The organism is Amycolatopsis sp. NBC_00438 (assembly GCF_036026695.1).
Classification (GTDB): domain Bacteria; phylum Actinomycetota; class Actinomycetes; order Mycobacteriales; family Pseudonocardiaceae; genus Amycolatopsis.
On sequence record NZ_CP107923.1, the window covers coordinates 7689902 to 7707284 of the forward strand.

At 71.1% G+C, this 17383-nt stretch carries 17 protein-coding genes; 3 read left to right on the top strand and 14 right to left on the bottom strand.

From position 1 onward, the window contains the following. Positions 1-5: 5 nt before the first annotated feature. Positions 6-593, top strand: coding sequence for a PaaI family thioesterase (locus tag OG494_RS34895; protein WP_328446032.1), 588 nt, complete (start codon positions 6-8; stop codon positions 591-593). A 113-nt stretch (positions 594-706) separates the two neighbouring features. Here OG494_RS34895 and OG494_RS34900 read toward each other — a convergent pair whose 3' ends face one another. The 14 genes from OG494_RS34900 to OG494_RS34965 all read right to left on the bottom strand — a co-directional run bounded on the left by OG494_RS34900 (position 707) and on the right by OG494_RS34965 (position 15366). Further along, a complete protein-coding gene (locus OG494_RS34900) occupies positions 707-3415 on the bottom strand; it encodes a serine/threonine-protein kinase (RefSeq protein ID WP_328446034.1) in 2709 nt (902 codons plus the stop codon). A gap of 55 nt (positions 3416-3470) precedes the next feature. After that, entirely contained in the window at positions 3471-4391 is a 921-nt protein-coding gene (locus OG494_RS34905; protein ID WP_328459111.1) for a glutamate ABC transporter substrate-binding protein, read from the bottom strand. Between the two features lie 47 nt (positions 4392-4438). After that, on the bottom strand, positions 4439-5869 hold the full coding sequence (locus OG494_RS34910) for a hypothetical protein (RefSeq protein ID WP_328446036.1): 1431 nt from the start codon (positions 5867-5869) through the stop codon (positions 4439-4441). A gap of 95 nt (positions 5870-5964) precedes the next feature. Further along, positions 5965-6603, bottom strand: coding sequence for a response regulator transcription factor (locus OG494_RS34915; RefSeq protein WP_328446038.1), 639 nt, complete (start codon positions 6601-6603; stop codon positions 5965-5967). Beyond that, on the bottom strand, positions 6600-7721 hold the full coding sequence (locus OG494_RS34920) for a sensor histidine kinase (RefSeq protein WP_328446040.1): 1122 nt from the start codon (positions 7719-7721) through the stop codon (positions 6600-6602). The genes OG494_RS34915 and OG494_RS34920 overlap by 4 nt, the downstream gene beginning before the upstream one ends. Before the next feature lie 77 nt (positions 7722-7798). Continuing rightward, positions 7799-7978 carry a hypothetical protein gene (locus tag OG494_RS34925; protein ID WP_328446042.1) on the bottom strand — a complete coding sequence of 60 codons (180 nt, stop codon included), beginning with the start codon at positions 7976-7978 and terminating at the stop codon, positions 7799-7801. Between the two features lie 66 nt (positions 7979-8044). Beyond that, complete coding sequence (locus OG494_RS34930) at positions 8045-9313, bottom strand: GAF domain-containing protein (RefSeq protein ID WP_328446044.1); 1269 nt, start codon at positions 9311-9313, stop codon at positions 8045-8047. 169 nt (positions 9314-9482) lie between these two features. After that, positions 9483-10436 carry an alpha-ketoacid dehydrogenase subunit beta gene (locus tag OG494_RS34935; protein ID WP_328446046.1) on the bottom strand — a complete coding sequence of 318 codons (954 nt, stop codon included), beginning with the start codon at positions 10434-10436 and terminating at the stop codon, positions 9483-9485. A 5-nt stretch (positions 10437-10441) separates the two neighbouring features. Continuing rightward, positions 10442-11335 (bottom strand): thiamine pyrophosphate-dependent dehydrogenase E1 component subunit alpha, encoded by an 894-nt coding sequence (locus OG494_RS34940; protein ID WP_328446048.1) that lies wholly within the window; start codon positions 11333-11335, stop codon positions 10442-10444. Between the two features lie 16 nt (positions 11336-11351). Next, entirely contained in the window at positions 11352-12365 is a 1014-nt protein-coding gene (locus OG494_RS34945) for an ATP-NAD kinase family protein (RefSeq protein ID WP_328446049.1), read from the bottom strand. Positions 12366-12623: 258 nt separating this feature from the next. Continuing rightward, positions 12624-12848 carry a heavy-metal-associated domain-containing protein gene (locus tag OG494_RS34950; protein WP_328446050.1) on the bottom strand — a complete coding sequence of 75 codons (225 nt, stop codon included), beginning with the start codon at positions 12846-12848 and terminating at the stop codon, positions 12624-12626. 65 nt (positions 12849-12913) lie between these two features. Further along, positions 12914-13117 carry a cold-shock protein gene (locus OG494_RS34955; RefSeq protein WP_328446052.1) on the bottom strand — a complete coding sequence of 68 codons (204 nt, stop codon included), beginning with the start codon at positions 13115-13117 and terminating at the stop codon, positions 12914-12916. A gap of 205 nt (positions 13118-13322) precedes the next feature. Continuing rightward, positions 13323-13493: a hypothetical protein gene (locus OG494_RS34960; RefSeq protein ID WP_328446053.1), complete on the bottom strand. Its 171-nt coding sequence runs from the start codon at positions 13491-13493 to the stop codon at positions 13323-13325. 214 nt (positions 13494-13707) lie between these two features. Then, the gene (locus OG494_RS34965) at positions 13708-15366 is read right to left on the bottom strand and encodes a thiamine pyrophosphate-dependent enzyme (protein WP_328459112.1); all 1659 of its coding nucleotides are present in this window, start codon (positions 15364-15366) and stop codon (positions 13708-13710) included. Between the two features lie 183 nt (positions 15367-15549). On the opposite strand from OG494_RS34965, the gene OG494_RS34970 reads away from it, so the two are divergent. Beyond that, the gene (locus tag OG494_RS34970; RefSeq protein WP_442874323.1) at positions 15550-16782 is read left to right on the top strand and encodes a hydroxyacid-oxoacid transhydrogenase; all 1233 of its coding nucleotides are present in this window, start codon (positions 15550-15552) and stop codon (positions 16780-16782) included. After that, positions 16776-17189: an acyl-CoA thioesterase gene (locus tag OG494_RS34975; RefSeq protein WP_328446055.1), complete on the top strand. Its 414-nt coding sequence runs from the start codon at positions 16776-16778 to the stop codon at positions 17187-17189. Before OG494_RS34970 ends, OG494_RS34975 begins: the two co-directional genes overlap by 7 nt. Positions 17190-17383: the final 194 nt, after the last annotated feature.

Sequence of the window (17383 nt, forward strand, 5' to 3'; positions counted from 1 at the left end):
AGCGCATGAGTCGTGTTTCTCAACCCTGGCCGCCGGTACCGGTGGAGCCGGCGGTCCCGCACCCGAAGGCACCCGCGGCGGGCACCGAGCTCGGCGTGCACTTCGGGGAGTGCTTCGGCTGCGGTGACGAGGCCGACGCGGGTCTGCACCTGCGCTCGACCGTCGGCGAGGGCCAGGTCGTGCATTCGCGGTTCACCGTCACCGCGGCCCACCAGGGCGCCCCCGGGCTCGCCCACGGCGGCCTGCTGGCCTGCGCGTTCGACGAGGCGCTCGGCTCGACGGTGGGCAACCTGATGCGCCGCCCGGCGGTCACCGGGAAGCTGGAGACGGACTTCCGCCGCCCGGTGCCGGTCGGCTCGACGCTGTTCATCACCGCCCACCTCGACGGCATCGCCGGCCGCAAGATCTACGTCAGCGCGGACGGCCGCCTCGACGCCGAGGACGGCCCGATCGCGGTCAGCGCCCGCGCGCTGTTCATCGTGGTGGGCTTCGACCACTTCTCCAACCACGGCGACCCGCAGGCCCTGGAGAAACTGGCCGCCCAGCACGAGAAGAACCAGCGCGAACGCGGCGACTGGGAGATCAACCCCTGACGTGCGTCACTCTCCCAGAGAAAGTGTCCCGTACGTATCTTTCCTAGGGAAAGTGACGCCTCAGGGGCCCTCCGGCTTATCTTTCCTAGGGAAAGTGACGTCTCGGAACCCGGTCAGGTGAGGGTGCGGGGGCGGATGGCGTTGGCCTTGTCCACCAGTTCGACGCGCTGCTCGACCGTCGCCGCCAGGCGGGCCAGCGCCCGGTAACAGCGCTCCAGCCCGAAACGCAGCTCACGCTCTTCCAGCGGGCAGCCCAGCACCCGCGCTCCCGGCGTCGGCGGGCCCTGGCGAGGTCCGCGAAGCCACTCGTACGCGGCTTCGAGCACTCCGGCCGAGAGCCTCGTGCGGCGCTCGGCGTCCAGGCGCAGGCGCTCCAGCCGGGCCGACGCGTCGAGCAGGTCGTGCTCGGTGACCAGGGCTTCCTTGCCCGCTGCCCGGGTCGCGGTCGTTTTGATCTTGATCGCCGCGACCTGTGCGTCGATGTAGTGCGTCGACGACGACGGCACCATCTCGAGCACCTCGACCGCGCTGGTCCGCGCGCCTTGCGCGAGGTAGACGCGGGCCAGGCCGAACGCGGCGCTGACGTAGCTGCGGTCCGTGCGCCAGACCAGCTCGTAGAACCGCGCGGCCGCGAAGTAGTCGCCGACACCTTCGGCGCTGACGCCCAGCGCCAGCTTCGGCGCGATCTCACCCGGCAGGTCGTCGTACACCGCTTCGAACGCGACGTGCGCGACGCGCGAGCGGCCGCCCGCGAGCTCGATCAGGCCGCGGTACCAGTCGATCCGCCAGTCGTGCGGGAAGCCGTTCTTGATCGCCAGGTACTGCGCCGCCTGCAGCTGCCGCTGCGCCTCGGACAGCTCGCCCAGCTCGATCCGGGCGCGGACGATCCGCAGCCGCACCTCGATCGACTCGCGGGGCGCGCCGGCCAGCGCTTCGATCGCGCCACGCGGCTCGAGCGACGTCGTCGTGGCGAGCACACCCGCCGCCGGGTCGTCCGTGTCGACCTGCGGGATCGGCAGGCCGGCGACGACCTCGGCCGCGCCGGGCAGCGGCACGCTGCCGCCGGCCTCCGGCACCACGAGCTGGACGCCGAACGTGCGGCTCTCCGGGCCGAACACCGTGGACGCGCCGGGCCGCGGCTTTCCGGTGCCCAGCGCCATGATCTCGCGCAGCACGCCGGTGAGCTGGTCGGCCATCTCCTCGGCGGAGAGGAACCGCCGGTCCGGGTCGGCGTGCGTCGCGCGCTTCAGGAACCGGTGGTACGAACCGAACAACGCGAACAGCGGGACGGTGTCCGAGCCGGGCAGGGTCGTCTTGAACTTGCTGGTGTAACCGGTGAACTCGAAGCTCAGCACGGCGAGCGTGCGCCCGACGGTGAACAGGTCCGACGCGATCGACGCGCCCTGCGTCGCCAGCTCCGGCGCGCTGTAGCCGGTGGTGAAGAACAGCGGGCTCTCGTAGTCGTCGGTCCGCCGGACCGCGCCCAGGTCGATCAGCTTCAGCTGCTCGTTCGTCTGGATCACGTTGTCCGGCTTGAGGTCGCAGTACAGCAGCCCCTGGCTGTGCAGATAACCCATGGCGGGCAGGATTTCCAGCCCGTACGCGAGCACTTGGCCGATCGGCAAGGGCTCCGGGCGCCGGCTTTCCCGGTGGTGCGCCAGCGCGAGCTGCCGCAGCGACTGGCCGCCGATGTACTCCATCACGATGTAGCCGACGGTCGTGCCGCTCTGGCGGTCCGGGTGCTGCACGAAGTTGTGGATCTTGACGATGTTCGGGTGCTCGACCTCGGCCAGGAAACGCTGCTCGTTGGCCGCGGCCGCCATCGCCGTCGCGTCGCCGGTGTCGATCAGTCCTTTGAGGACGACCCAGCGGTCGGACACGTTGTGGTCCTGTGCCAGGTAGATCCAGCCCAGGCCGCCGTACGCGATCGCGCCGAGGACTTCGTACTGCCCACCGACGAGCTCGTTCGGCTGCAGCTTCGGCACGAACGAGAACGGCGTGCCGCAGTTGTCGCACTTTCCTTCCGCCGCACCGGGTTTCCCGTCCTTACCGCGGCCGACCTTCGCGCTGCAGCTGCCGCAGAAGCGCTTTTCCTCCGACACCATCGGGTTCGTCAGCACGGCGGACGCCGGGTCGCGCGACGGGACCGGCGGGACCTCGACGAGACCGGCGCCGAGCCGGCCGCGGCGGGATCGCGAGGTGCGCGACGACGTCCGCCGCGACGTGCCGGGGAACGGGCCCGAACCGGACACCGCGCCACTGCCACTGCCACTGCCGGTGCCCGTCCCGGTGCCGGTACCGGTGCCCGTGTGCCGCCCGTCGCTGCTGCGCTCCGGCAGCACGCTCTCGGTGCCCGGGTCCGGCAACGTGCCCGGCCCGGCCTCCGGCCGCGGGACCGGCGGCATGATGCTCTGGGTCTCCGGCGCCGGCGCCGCGAGCACGCTCGTCGGCTGCGGCGCGTTCGGGTCCACCCGGACGGCCTGGGTCGCCTCCGCCGAAGGCGCGACCGGCGGCGCGACGGGCGGGACGACCGGGTTCATGCTGCCCGGCGGCCGGGTCGGGTCGTCGGCGCCCGGGATCTGCCCGCGTACGAAGGACGACGACTGGCCGCGCGGCGGGGTCGGCGCGGTGGGTGGACGCCGGACCGGGGCGTGGAAGACGGTGCGCTCGGCGGCGGGCGGTTCGGTGTCGTCGAGGCGGCCGGAGATCGACGGTTCCGGCGTCTCCCACCGCACCGGTGGCGGGGGCTGCCAGCTCGGCGTGGCCACCTGCGGCTCGTCGTCCGGCGCGGCGTGCCGAGGACGGCGCGGCTCCTCCGACACTGCTACCTCCCAGATCCCCGACGACGTACGAGGACCGATCCTAGTCGCGAGCGGCTCACTGGTACTGCGGCGACGGCGGCGTGGCCGGGCCCAGCGAGGGCTCCACCCACTTGCGGTAGCTGTCCTGCCAGGCGCCGCTGTTGCGGACGTTGTCGAGCACGGCGTTGACGTACTTGACCATGTCCGTGTTGTCCTTCGGCACGCCGATGCCGTAGTTCTCCTCGGTGAACCGGTCGCCCACGACCTGCAGCGTCGGGTCCTGCGCGGCCATCCCGGCGAGGATGGTGTCGTCGGTCGAGACGGCTTCGACCTGGCCCTGCTGGAGCATCACCAGGCAGTCCGACCAGTTGTCCACCGACACCGGAACCGGCTTCGCGGGGTCCGTCGCGATCTTCGCCAGCGACGTCGACTTCTTCGTCGCGCACACCCGCTTGCCGCTCAGGTCGGCCAGCTTGGTGACCTTCGACTCCTTGGTGACGAGGATCCGCTGACCGGCCTTGTAGTACACGGAGGAGAACTGCACCTTCGCCTTGCGCGCGCAGGTGATGCTGTAGGTCCGGACCACGATGTCGACCTGGCCCTGCGTCAGGACGTCTTCGCGCTGCGACGACGGGATCGCGCGGAACTGCACGCGCCCTTCCGGCGCGCCGAAGATCGCCCGGGCGATCTCGTTGACCATGTCGATGTCGAAGCCCTCGATGTTGCCCGAGGTAGGGTTGCGGAACCCGAAGAGGTACGTGGTCTGGTCGACGCCGGCGATCAGCTTCCCGCGTTCCTTGATCTTCGCCATGGTCGAGCCGTCGGGGATCGACGTGCCGCTCGGCGCGAGGCTGGCCTGCGGGTTGCAGCTGGTGTCGGTGCCGCCGCCGGCCGTCGAGTCCGGGCCGCCGACGTGCGCGGGCTGCGGCCAGGCCGCGTTGCCCACCGGCGCGGGGTCGACCGGTTTCCCGGGGCTCCCGCAGGCCGCCGCCAGCATCGCGACGACCGCCAGCACCCCGATCCGGACCGTGTAACCCCGCCTGCTCACCGGTACTCCCTCAGTCGCTCCCGAATTCCCATGGTGGCCCCCGCCGCGGCGACGATCGCGAGCACGGCCAGGCCCGGCGCGAGGAGCGTCAGCGCGCCGTCGCCGCTGTGGGTGCTGTCGAGGAACTCCTGCCGGCCGACGTCGATCGCGTCCTGGAGGGCGTCGTCGAGCCGCCGGAACGCCGGGGCCGAGCCGTCGGTCTTGTCCTCCAGCACGGCGAAGTCGACGGCTTCCTGGTACTGCCCGGAGTCGTCCTGGGACCGGACCGTCTTGTGCGCCTTGAACCAGTCGTTCGCGGCCTTCGTCGCGTCGACGACCTTCGCGGCGCCGTCGCCGTCGGAGATCAGGCTGCGGGCTTCGCCGAGCAGGCCGCCCTGGCCGTCGGCCCCGGCCAGCTGGACGGCGTTGGCGCCGAAGTCCTTTTCGTACGCCGCGCCGTCGCCGCGGGCGACCAGCGTCAGCGTTTCGTCCGCGCGGGCCTGCAGCGCGGCGATCCGCGCGCGCACGAGGACGTCGACGCGGTGCGAGCCGTCGTCCTGGCCGGCCCCGACCAGGCTGCCCTGCACGACCAGCGCGACCGCGCCCCACAGCAGCGACAGCACGACCGCGACCGTCGCGACGACGAGCCCGACGTTCAGCAGCCGGTTCGTCCGCCGGGTCAGGTAGATCTGGGCGACGACGAGCGCGGCGAGCAGCGCGACCACCAGGATCGTGGCGAGCCACGGGAAGCCGGTGGCGCTGTCCTGCTCTTCGATCAGTTTCTCGGTGTCGACGCGGTAGAGGTCCTGGGCGGCGGGCAGGATCTTCGCCCGCATCAGCTCGGACGCCTCGCGCAGGTAGGACGCGCCGACCGGGTAGCCGAGCCGGTTGTTCGACCGGGCCGTCTCGACCAGGCCGGTGTAGACGGGCAGCTGCTGGTTGAGGACGTCGACCGGGCCGGCGGCGTCGGCGACGTCACCGGAGTCCGAAGCGGCCTTCGCGAGCGCGGCGCCGGCCTCGGCGATGTCACGCTCGTAGCGCTGGCGGAGTTCGGGCGGCTCGGTGCCGATGGAGAGGAACGCGCTCGCCGCGGTCGCGTCCGCGTCGGACAGCGACCGGTAGACCTGCTGGGAAGCGGCGGCGAGGGGTTCGCGGTGGTCGATGACGCCGGTGATCGTGTCGTCGCGGCTCTGCACCGAGAGCGTCGCGACGAGCCCGGCGACGAGGGCCAGCAGCACGAGCCCGACGGCGATGACGGTGAGCCGGCCGGGGGTGGTCGCGGCGGACCGGATGATCGCGCGTATCCCCTGGCCAGGCAGGTCCAGCAGGCCCAGGAAGCCGCTGCGGCCCCCGGCCCGGTCACGGCCTTCCGGCGGTGGCGGTGGTGTCGGCGGCGCGGGCCCGGACGCGGGCGCCGTGGGACCCGGCGCCGTCGCAGTGCTGGTCATCCCCGATTCCTCCCCATGAGCCGTACCCGCAGAAAGGTAGCCGAGTCGCCGTGTGCGCAGCCACCGGCACCGCCCGCTGTCATCAGCACGTGATCTCAGAGCTGGTGGGACAGCGCATACCGGACGGCCTCCGCGCGATGACGGGCGCCGATCTTCGCGAAAGCGTTGTTGATGTGGGTCTTGACGGTCGCTTCGCCGATGAACAGCTCCCCCGCGATCTCCGCGTTGGTGAGACCCCGCGCGATCAGGCCGAGAACCTCGGCTTCGCGGGTGGTCAGGCCGTCCGGCAGCTCGGTTTTGGTACGCGCCGCGGGCCGGCCGTCGAGCGCGGCGACGAGCCGGTCGGAGACCGCGGCGGTGAAGATCGCCTGCCCGGCGGCCGCGGATCGCAGCGCGGCGGCGATCTCGGTGCGGCCGGCGTCCTTGGTCAGGTAGCCGCGGGCGCCGGCGCGCAACGCGTCCGCGATCGACGTGTCGTCGGCGTAGGTCGTCAGCACGACGACGGCGGTGCCGGGGTGGTCACGCCGGATCAGCCGGGTCGCGGCGACGCCGTCCAGCTCCGGCATCCGCAGGTCCATCAGCACGACGTCGGCGGGGTGCGCGGCCAGCGTTTCGACGGCTTCGCGGCCGTTGGCCGCCGAGGCCACGACGGTGATGTCGTCGAGCAGGCCGAGCAGCGCGACCAGGCCTTCGCGGACCGCCTGCTGGTCGTCCGCCACGACCACCCTGATCAACTCCGCACCTCCGCGAGCACGCGCCACCGGCCGTCTTCCGGGCCCGACGCCAGGGTGCCACCGGCGAGCGCGAGCCGCTCGCGCATCCCGGCAAGGCCGAAACCTTCACCTGTTCGAGTGAAGTCGCTCGTCGTGTTGACGACTTCAAGCCGCACGACGCCTGGTTCGTACGTCAACCGCATCCGGACGTCCGCACCGGACGCGTGCTTGCCCGCGTTCGTCAGCGCTTCGCGCGCGGTGCCGACCAGCGCGACGACGGCCGCGGACGGCAACGGGCGCGTCTCCCCTTCGGCGTCGAAGGCCACGGAAACCCCGTGGTCACGGGCGTGCGCGGCGGCGACCGCGGCGAGCGCGTCGGCCAGCGGCAGGACGTCCCGGCGGAGCGCGGCGACGGCGTCGCGCGCTTCGGCCAGGCCGTCGTTGGCGAGCCGCCGGGATCGCCGGACGGTCGCGAGCGCACCGTCCACATCGGACTTCTCGGCGAGCAGCGCCTCGGCCAGTTCGAGCTGGACGCCCAGCGCCCCCAGGGAATGCGCCAAGACGTCGTGGAGCTCGCGCGCGATCCGCGTGCGTTCGTCGAGCGCGGCGGCCCGGGCGTGCTCGGCCTGCGCGAGCCGCGTCTGCTCCAGCAGCGCTTCCGCTTGTTTCGCCTGCGCTTCGTACTGCCGCCGGTTGAGCCCGAGCAGCACGAGCAGGAGCATCACGCCCAAGTCGACGAGCCCGAGGTCCCGTCCGGCGGCGGCGTACGACGTCGCCGCCAGCAGGACGTCGGCCACGCCGGCCGCGACGATCGCCGCGACGCTCACCGTGACCAGCGTCGCGAGCCGGCCCAGCGCGACAACGGACAGGACGATCGCCGACGAGTCCCCGGCCCACCCGAGGACGGCCGCCGGCACCGCGCCGGCCACCGCGAGCAGCGCCGCCGCCGTCCTCGGCAGTCGGTACGCCCGGACGACGAACCCGAGCCAGCACGCGGCGGAGACGCCGTAGCAGGCCCAGATCCGCGGGTCCGGCTCGCGCGCGGTCAGCAGCGTCGCCGCGATGAAGAGCGTGCCGAGCGCTTGGACCACCAGCCAAGACGGCGCGATGGTGTCCGGCAGCAGCGGCCTACGCCGCATTTGGGGGGGTCCAGGGGGGCTTGTCCCCCGGCTGGGGTCTGGGGCTCGGCCCCAGAGATTGCGGCAACGCTCCCCCTCTACTTGTGGGTCAGGCTCGTGATCAGCTCGACGAGGATCAGCCGGTAGGCGATGAACGCCACCAGCACCACCACGCCGATCACGGCCAGTGCGAGCACGGTCTTCCCGGTCATCTTTCCCCCACGGTTGTGTTCCGTCGCCTTGGCCAGCGCCAGGCGGATGAGCTCCGACTTGTCCATGGCGCTGACGCTACGAACGGACCGGGGTGGACCGGGACCGTCGGCGGGTGGAGCCGGGGGTGGAGTTCAGCCGCGGATGGCCGGGGCGAGCGAGTGCGGCAGCACGGCTTCGGCGTTGGCCGGCCGCCGGACCAGCACCTCGACGTCGTCGGCGAAGCGGTACGGCTTCGCGCCGAGGATGCCGCCGAAGTGCCGCCGGAGCCGGGACATCTCGGCGCGGACGGTGACCGTGCGGCCGGCGTCGCCGAACAGGTCGAGCGACAGCTCGGACGCCGAGCGGCCGGCCCGGTGGCTGGCCAGCACGTACAGCATCTCGGCGTGGCGCGGGCTGAGCCGGTGCGTCCAGGTCCCGGCGCCGCCGGAGACGGTCAGCTCGGGCTCGCGCGCCGACCGGACGTCCAGGACGACCCGGGTGGCCGGAGCGGTCTCGGCGTCGGCCTCGGTCAGCCGGATCAGCCAGCCGCCCGGCACCGGTTCGACCGCGACGCTGCCGTACGCGGGCAGCCACGCCAGGCCCGGCGCGAGCCCCGACGGCAGGGCGATCCGGTCGACCGGCGCGAGCCCGGCGGCCGCGGCGATCCAGCCGTGCTCGTCGGCCACGACGGCCGGCCCGCCGACCTTCGCGAGCACCGGAACGGCGAAGCCGCGAAGGCGTTCCAGATCGGTGAGGTGGGTGGTGCGCAGCTGCGTCTCCGCCAGCCGCGTCACGGCGTCGACCAGCGCCAACGTCGACGCGTGGACGGTCGAAGCCGGACCGGAGAGGTCGACGACGCCGAGCAGCCTGCCGTCGCGCGGGTCGTGCAGCGGCGCGGCGGCGCACGTCCAGACGTGCTGGGCCCGGACGTAGTGCTCGGCGGAGTACACCTGCATCGCGCGGCGCGTGACCAGGGCGGTGCCGATCGCGTTGGTGCCGACGGCTTCTTCCTGCCAGTCGGCGCCTTCGACGAACCCGACCCGGTCGGCGAGGCGGCTGACCGCGGTGCTGCCGTCGCGCCAGAGCACCGCGCCGCTCGCGTCGACGATCACCATGATGTGGGCGGCCTGCTCGGCGAGGCTGATCAGCCCGCCCCGCAACGTCGGCAGGGCCTGGACCAGGCCACTCGTGCGGCGGCGGGCCTCGAGCTGCTCGAAGGTCAGGACGGGCGCGGACGGCCGGCCCTCCGGATCGACGCCGAGCCGGCGCATCCGTTGCCAGGACGCGCTGATCACCGGCCGCAGCCGGGTGGGCAGTTCCCGGCCGGCGACCGCCGCTTCGTGCACCCGGGCGAGGGCGCGTGCGTGCTGCCGGGGGTCCACCCCGGCCGGCAACGCTGCCTCGAGGTCCTGCTGACCCAACCGCCGCTCCTCGCGCTCGACCCCGTCAGTGTGCCTTTTCTGCCGGTTGATCGGTAGGTGGGGACGATCTCGCCGTCGGCTCTTGCTTTTGGCGACGACGGCGCCCGAGCTGCGCCGGCCCGCGCGTCAAGTCCACTGTGGACGGCATTGGAGCTGCACCGACACCCGGTCACCGCCGGTACTCCACCACCGCCTTCGCGGCGTTGAGGACCTTCTGCGCGTCCGGGATGTAGAGATCTTCGAGGGTGTCGGAGAACGGCACGGGCGTGTGCGGCGGCGTCACCATCTCGATCGGCGCCCGCAGCGCGCCGAACGCCTCCTTCGCGACCAGCGCGGAGATGTCCGTCGCGAGGTTGCAGCGCGGCGAGGCCTCGTCGACGACGACCAGCCGGCCGGTCTTCGCGACGCTCTCCAGGATCGTTCCGGTGTCGAGCGGGCTGGTGGTGCGCGGGTCGATGACCTCGGCTTCGACGCCGGTCGCGGCCAGTTCGTGCGCGGCCCGCCGGGCCATCGTGACCATGCGGCCGATCGCCACGATCGTCACGTCCCCGCCGTCGCGGACGACCTTCGCCTCGCCGAACGGGATCGTGTAGCTCTCCTCCGGCACCTCGCCGCTGGTGTCGTAGAGCGCCCGGTGCTCGCAGAAGATCACCGGGTCGTCGTCCCGGATCGAGTGGATGAGCAGGCCTTTCGCCTCGTACGGGCTCGACGGGACGACGACCTTCAGGCCGGGGATGTGCGTGAAGATCGGGTACAGGCACTGGGAATGCTGTGCCGCCGCCCGCAGGCCGGCGCCGTAGGTCGTGCGGATCACCACCGGCGTGCGCGCGTTGCCGCCGAACATGTACCGGAACTTCGCCGCCTGGTTGAAGATCTGGTCGAAGGAGACGCCCATGAAGTCGATGGACACGAGCTCCGCGACCGGCCGCTGCCCACGCGTCGCGGCGCCGATCGCCGCGCCGACGAACGCCGATTCGGCGGTGGGCGTGTCCAGGACCCGGCCGGGGAAGAGTCCCCGGGCGGCACCGGGAACCCCACCCAGCACGATGACCGACTCGTCACGGGCCATCTCCTGCGCGAGCGCTTCGTCGATCGCTTCGCGGTAGCTGATCGTCCGGGTCATGGCGATCAGTACGTCGCGTAGACGTCGGTTTCGAGGTCCGCCCAGGTGGGTTTGGGCGCGGACTTCGCCTCGGCGACGGCGTCTTCGACGAGCGACGCGACTTCGGCGTCGATGTCGTCCAGGACCGCTTCGGCCAGCTCGCCGCTTTCGGTGACGCGGGCCCGGAACCACGCGAGGCAGTCGAGCCCCTTCCGGTAGCCGAGGAACTTGACCTCGATCAGTGTCGGCCCGCCGCCTTCGCGGGCGCGTTCGATGGCCTCACCTGCGGCTTCGTACACGGCGAAGAAGTCGAAGCCGTCCACGATCACGCCCGGGATGCCGAAGCCGGCCGCCCGGTCGGCGATGTTGTCCGACGCGACGGACCAGCTGCTCGACGTCACCTCGGCGTACCCGTCGTTCTCGGCGACGAAGATCGCCGGCAGGTGCCAGATCGCCGCGAGGTTCAGCGCCTCCAGCGTCGCGCCCTGGTGGCCGGCGCCGTCACCGAAGAACGCGACCCCGACACCGCCGGTGTCCTGCTGTTTCGCGGCAAGCGCGGTGCCGCAGATGAGCGGCGGGCCACCGCCGACGATGCCGTGGGCGCCGAGCATGCCCTTCGAGAGGTCGGCGATGTGGGTCGAGCCGCCTTTGCCATGGCAGGAGCCGGTCCGGCGGCCGTAGACCTCGGCCATCATGCCCTTGACGTCGACGCCCTTGGCGATGCAGTGGGCGCGGTGGGTGCCGGCGATCGCGTCACGGTCGTCGAGGTGGGCGCAGACACCGGCGGCCGACGCCTCCTCACCGGCGTCGAGGTGCACGAACCCGGGGATCTCGCCGGTCGCGAACTCCTCGTGCACCCGGTCTTCGAAGGCCCGGATGGTGCGCATCGTGCGATACGCCTCGCGCAGGGTGTCCGTCATCGTCGGCGCTCCTTCGTCAGTTCGGCTCGCTGCGCAACAATCCTTTTCGTGCCGCTTCCGCCATGGCCGCCCGGACGTCGACGCACCACGGCCCGTCCGGCTTGAGCTCGACGAACGCGCTCTCCCCGAGCTTCAGTTCGAGTTCGCGCTCGCCGTCGAGCGCGATCACGCCACCCGCCGCGGCGAGCTCGACCCGCATGCCCGGCTGCAGGACGCCCCAGCCCCGCACCCCGACCGGCCGCACCAGCCCGGGCGCGATCGGCGCGTGCACGACGTAGGGCGTCTCCCCGACCGGCCCGAGCTGTAACGCGACGCCGTCCGGGCTCGAGCGCGGGCTCGGGCAGAGCTGGCCGGCGACGCTGGAAAGACCGATGCCGTCGGGCTCGGCGAAGGTGCAGTACAGCTCGGTGAGCGACGCCGGATCCCACAGCGCCCGAGCACCGATGTGCCTGCTCAGGGACACGCAGACGTCGACGAGCGCGATCTCGCGGCGTGCTTTGGTGACGACTTCGAGCACGCTGACCCGGTGCGTGACGAGGTCGGGATCGATCTGCCCGGTGGCGATCAGGCCGGCGGCCAGCCCGGCGACGGTCGCCTCCCGCATCTGCGGGAACGCGTTGTTGGTCCCGGTGGAAAGGGCCAGCAGCGGGACGTCTTCGCAGGCCGCGGCGGCGACGCGGGCGGTGCCGTCACCCCCGAGCACGACGATGACGCCGGCGCCGGCGTCGACCATCCGGCGTACGGCGTTGCTGGTGTCCTTGGCGGTGCCGCTGAGCGGATCTTCGTCCAGGAAATCGACGTTCGGCCAGGTCCCGCCCCGCCCGAGCGCCCGCAGCACGGCGGCGGAGATCCCGCCGAGATCGGTCGAGACGAGGGCGCGATCGACCCCGGCCACGGCGAACGCGGCCAGCAGCCGCTGGACCATGTTGGCCTTCTCCGCGGTGGGGAACACGGAGGCCTGCGCGACCAGCCGGCGGATGTCCCGCCCCGACGCCGGGTTCGCGACGATCCCCGCCACCGTTTCGCCCACCTGACCTCCCGATTCCGTGTCGGGTACCAGGAGACTCCCTCGACGGTGCCGGAGGGAAGGGTTGCAGGGCGTTGCATGTGATGGGCTGCGTGTAACAAGGCGCGGCGAAGGTCACAAAGAGGACTCGCGGCCCGGGCGTGGCGCTGGTGTCGGAGTGGGTGCGGCCGATCGGCCCAACGGGTCAGCTACTGCGTCGAGACTGAGCTGTGTGGACTGTCCAACCTGGATCTTCGCCGGAGAAGAACCAACCGGTGCGGCCTACGGCACCAGGCTGACCACACCGACGTAGGTGAAACCCGCTTCTTCGACCGCGGTGCGGACGTCCTGCTCCGCCAACGCGACGCCGGCGCGCACCACGACCCGGCCGGTCGCGACGTCGACGTCCACTTCGGTCACTCCGGGCAGAGCGGTGATTTCCTCGGTGACCGACTGCGCGCAGTGCCCGCAGCTCATCCCGGAGACGGTGTACCCGTGCTCGATCATGGTGGGAGAGCATACGAAAAGGGCCGCCACCCCGAACGGGTGACGGCCCTTTCCCAAGATCAAAGTCAGATCAAGGTGACCGACGTGGCCTGGGGGCCCTTCTGGCCCTGGCCGATCTCGAACTCGACGCGAGCGTTCTCTTCAAGGGTCTTGAAGCCGTTACCCTGGATCTCGCTGTAGTGAACGAAGACGTCGCCGCCACCGTTGTCGGGGGTGATGAAGCCGAACCCCTTCTCGGAGTTGAACCACTTCACAGTGCCCTGAGTCATAAAAAAGTCTCCATGTGTAACACCAAAACAGGAAGCCACTTCGGCGACCCGGGTCAGTACCCGGACGGTTTGCTTCCTCGGCGAGGAGACACTACGCCCGCGGAATTCTGCGAGCGTGAGCTAACACGAACACAAAAATCGACCATCTGAAGTAAAGCACAGGTTCACCTGCGCCGACAAGCCGTCTTCACCCCGGAGAGGTGAGCTATTCGCCACTCGCCGCGCGCAGGCCCTCGGCCGAGAACGGCGAGCGCCAGGCCGTTTCGTGCTCGGCGACGACGACCGCGTCGTCGTGCGCCTCCGCGCTGGCGCTGAACAGCACCGGTACGACGCCGGACTTCCGCGCTGCTTCGGTTGCGTGCTGCTGATCGGCCACGTCGAAACTCCCCTCGTTCCCTGCCCGCTGCGATGCGGGTGATGACCGTGATGGTGCCATGCGGCACCGACAGAAACCGGTTGTCTCCCGCCGGGACCCGGCCGGGAAGGTTCAGCGGCGAACCACCACCGGAACACCGTCAGATTACCCCAGCCAACGCCGTGCTACCACTGAACATTCCCGGCGTTTCCCAGAACGAAACCGAGGAGAATCGTTACTGGGCCGGAGGTTGCGGGCGCGCTTGACCCAGCAACGCCGAAAGCCGCACGTCCGGAGTCACCACATCGGGGTCCGTCCGCACGTCGATGACGCACGGACGCTGCCGCACCAGCGCGCTGGCGATGATCGGCTCGAGTTCTTCCCGATCGTCCACCGTGTACCCGGCCGCGCCCAGTCCACGCGCCCACGAAGCGAAGTCCGTCAACGGGATCGACACCCCGGACAGCCGGCCGTGGGTGCGGGCCTGGTGCATGGCGAGCCCGCCGTGCAGGCCGTTCTGGAACACCACCACCATCACCGGCGCCCGGTAGCGGACGGCCGTCTCGATCTCCTGGCCGGTCATCAGGGTCCCGGCGTCTCCCACCATGGCTACCACGGTCCGCCGCGGTTCGGCCAGTTTCGCCGCCACGGCCGCCGGCACGGCGTAGCCCATCGCGGCGTTGGACGGGCCGAGCTGGCTGCGCGGCGCCGTGAAGCACCAGTACCGGTGCATGAACTGGGCGAAGTTGCCCGCGTCGCTGGTCACGATGGTGTCTTCCGGGGCCAGTTTACGCAGTGCGCGGACGACGTCCACGGGGTGAACGCGGGTGTTGCCGCTGGTGTCGGGCGGGGTCATGAAGGTGTGCACCGCGGCATTGGCCGCCGAAGCCCGCCGCGTCCGCGGCGACGCGACTGCCCGCAGCTCCCGCAGGAACGGCTCGACCTCGGAATCCACCCGGAACGTCAGCCCGCGCCGGCGCATGCTGACCTCGATGCCGGTGCCGACCATGACCAGCGTCTGCTGGGCCGTCGGGTAGCGGTAGGCCTGGGTGGTCACCTCGTCGAGCTGGGTGCCGAGCGCGAGCACGAGGTCAGCACGTTCCAAGGCGTCGAGCTGCCGGGCCGGGATGCCGAGCCCGAGGTGACCGGCGTAGCGCGCGTGGTTCTCGGGGAAGGCGTCCTGGCGCCGGAAGGCGTTGTAGACGGGCAGCGCGAGCTCGTCGGCGACCGCGATCAGCTCGTCGCGCGCCGACCGCGCCCGCCCGCCGACGATGACGACCGGGTACTTGGCCTCGTCCACCAGCTGCGCCACGGCGTCCGCCGAACGGCCCAGCGTGCCGGACGCCGGCGGCCGCACCCGCGCCATCGGCTTCGCCGCGTCGTAGGGCATCCCCCAGATGTCGCAGGGCACGCCGAGCACGACCGGCCCCGGCCGGCCTTCTTGCGAAGTGGTCAGCGCGTGCGCCAGCAGGCTGGGCAGGCTGTCCGGGTCGGTGACGCTCAAGGTCGACTTGGCGATCGACTCGAACATCGCCGTCAGGTCGGATGTCGGCAGCTCACCGGACGTCCACGTCGCCGGCTCGGTCGCCGGCGTCTCCAGCAGCACGACCATCGGCGTCTCGTCCTGGTACGCCGTTTGGACGCCGATCGCCAAGCTCGCGGCGCTCGGCCCCCGGCTCGCGAGGAGCACGGCGGGCCGTTCGGTGAGCTTGCCCTCCGCCTCCGCCATGAACGCCGCGCCCGCGTCGTGGCGCGCCGAGACGAGGGTGATCTCCCGCTCGCGTTGAAGGGCGTCGAGCAGTTCCAGGAAGGACTCACCGACCACCGCGTAGACACGGCGGACACGCGCCTCGGTCAGGATCCGTACGGCCGTCTGGGCGACGGTCGCTCCCAGTTGGTATCTAATGAGGAGAGCTTAGGCGGGCACCGTTCAGTGCAGTCAAGTGATCTTCGCCGAAACCCCGGCAAGGTTGGGCTGAATGTCCGCTTTGACCGACTGGATCCGATCAAGGGAGCGAGGACCGCAGTCTTGGCCGCGACGGAACATGAAACCGTTTTTACTTACGGTGCACCGGCATTGAAGTACGGCACCGGCGCCAGCGACGAGATCGGCTACGACCTGACGCAGTACGGCGCGCGCCGGGTCCTGGTCGTGACCGACCCGCAGGTCGCCGCGACCGGCTGGCCGCGCCGCATCGCCGACGGCATCACCGGCTACGGCATCGAGACCGAGGTCTTCGACGGCGTACACGTCGAACCCACCGATGTCAGCATGCAGAAGGCGGTTGACTTCGCCCGCGGAACCGGTCCGTACGACGCCTTTGTGGCCGTCGGCGGCGGTTCCTCGATCGACACCGCGAAGGCCGCGAACCTGCTGACCAGCAACGACGGCGACCTCATGGACTACGTCAACGCACCGGTCGGCGGCGGCCGCGCGCCGGACCGCCCGCTGAAGCCGCTCGTCGCCGTGCCCACGACCACCGGCACCGGTTCGGAGAGCACCACCGTCTGCGTCCTGGACGTGCTGTCCCTGCGCGTCAAGAGCGGGATCAGCCACCTGCGGCTGCGCCCGGCCCTCGCCGTCGTCGACCCGCGGCTCACCGTCAGCCAGCCCGCCGGCGTGACCGCCGCGAGTGGCATGGACATCCTGTGCCACGCTGCGGAGAGCTACACCGCCAAGCCGTACACCGAGTTCGACCGCAAGCGCCCGGAGCAGCGCGTGCCGTACTGCGGCGCGAACCCGCTGGCCGACATGTTCGCCGAGCAGTCGCTCCGGCTGCTGTCGTGGGCCCTCCCCGCCGCAGTGCGCGACGGCTCGGACCTCAAGGCACGCGAGGCCATGGCGCTGGCCGCGACGTTCGCGGGCCTCGGGTTCGGCAACGCCGGCGTGCACATCCCGCACGCGAACGCGTACCCGATCGCCGGGCAGGTCAGGGATTTCCACCCGGACGGCTACCCGGGTGACGAACCCATGGTGCCGCACGGGATGGCCGTCTCACTGACCGCGCCCGCCGCGTTCCGCTTCACCTTCGACGCGGCGCCGGACCGCCACCGGCAAGTCGCCCGCCTGCTGGCGCCCGGCTTCGAGTGGTCCGGCGACGCCGCCGGCCACCTGCCCGCGGTGCTGGTCGACCTGATGCGGAAGATCGGCATCCCGGACGGCATCGGTGCCGTCGGCTACACGGAGTCCGATGTGGACTCACTGGTCGAGGGAACCCTGAAGCAGCAGCGATTGCTGGCCACCGCACCCCGCGAGGCGTCCGAGGAGGACCTCGCCGGCATCCTGCGCGACTCGGTGTCCCTGTGGTGAACGGTTACCCGCACTGGCAGACGGTTCCGTTGCGCTGGAAGGACAACGACGTCTACGGGCACGTCAACAACGTGGTGCACTACTCGCTGATGGACACAGTGATCAACACGTGGCTGATCGAGCAGGGTGGTCTCGACCTCGAGACCGGGGAGGTGATCGGGCTGTGCGTCGAGTCGCACTGCGGGTATCACTCATCGGTGTCCTTTCCTGGTTCGCTGCGGATCGGTTTGCGTGTCGCACACCTGGGGAAGTCCAGCGTGCGCTACGAGATCGGGATGTACGCCGCCGACGAGTCACTGGTCGCGGAGGGCCATTTCGTGCACGTGTTCGTGGACCGCGAGACGCGCCGGCCGGTTCCGGTGTCCGGCAAGCTGCGCGGGGCCTTGGAAGAACTGCAACCCGGATGACGTGCCCCGCCGGCTGATCACCTCCCTCTGGCGGTGCGGTTGTCCGAGTCGTGTTCTTCCGTTGCTTCCGATCATGCACGACCCCACCGACAGAACCCGGCGATCGACCCGAGTTATCCACATGTGGTGACAAGAAGGCCGAGTTATCCACAGATTCGCGATGGCGGGTTCCCGAGTCCCTCGGCGGCGGTAGC

Excerpts from the sequence above, each read along its gene's own strand:
- OG494_RS34905 (WP_328459111.1), bottom strand. The coding sequence starts at position 4,391 with ATGCTGGCGGCGGCCTGCGGGAGCCCCGGGAAACCGGTCGACCCCGCG.
- OG494_RS34955 (WP_328446052.1), bottom strand. The coding sequence starts at position 13,117 with ATGACTCAGGGCACTGTGAAGTGGTTCAACTCCGAGAAGGGGTTCGGC.
- OG494_RS34940 (WP_328446048.1), bottom strand. The coding sequence starts at position 11,335 with ATGACGGACACCCTGCGCGAGGCGTATCGCACGATGCGCACCATCCGG.
- OG494_RS34935 (WP_328446046.1), bottom strand. The coding sequence starts at position 10,436 with ATGACCCGGACGATCAGCTACCGCGAAGCGATCGACGAAGCGCTCGCG.
- OG494_RS34895 (WP_328446032.1), top strand. The coding sequence starts at position 6 with ATGAGTCGTGTTTCTCAACCCTGGCCGCCGGTACCGGTGGAGCCGGCG.
- OG494_RS34950 (WP_328446050.1), bottom strand. The coding sequence starts at position 12,848 with ATGATCGAGCACGGGTACACCGTCTCCGGGATGAGCTGCGGGCACTGC.
- OG494_RS34925 (WP_328446042.1), bottom strand. The coding sequence starts at position 7,978 with ATGGACAAGTCGGAGCTCATCCGCCTGGCGCTGGCCAAGGCGACGGAA.
- OG494_RS34920 (WP_328446040.1), bottom strand. The coding sequence starts at position 7,721 with ATGCGGCGTAGGCCGCTGCTGCCGGACACCATCGCGCCGTCTTGGCTG.
- OG494_RS34910 (WP_328446036.1), bottom strand. The coding sequence starts at position 5,869 with ATGACCAGCACTGCGACGGCGCCGGGTCCCACGGCGCCCGCGTCCGGG.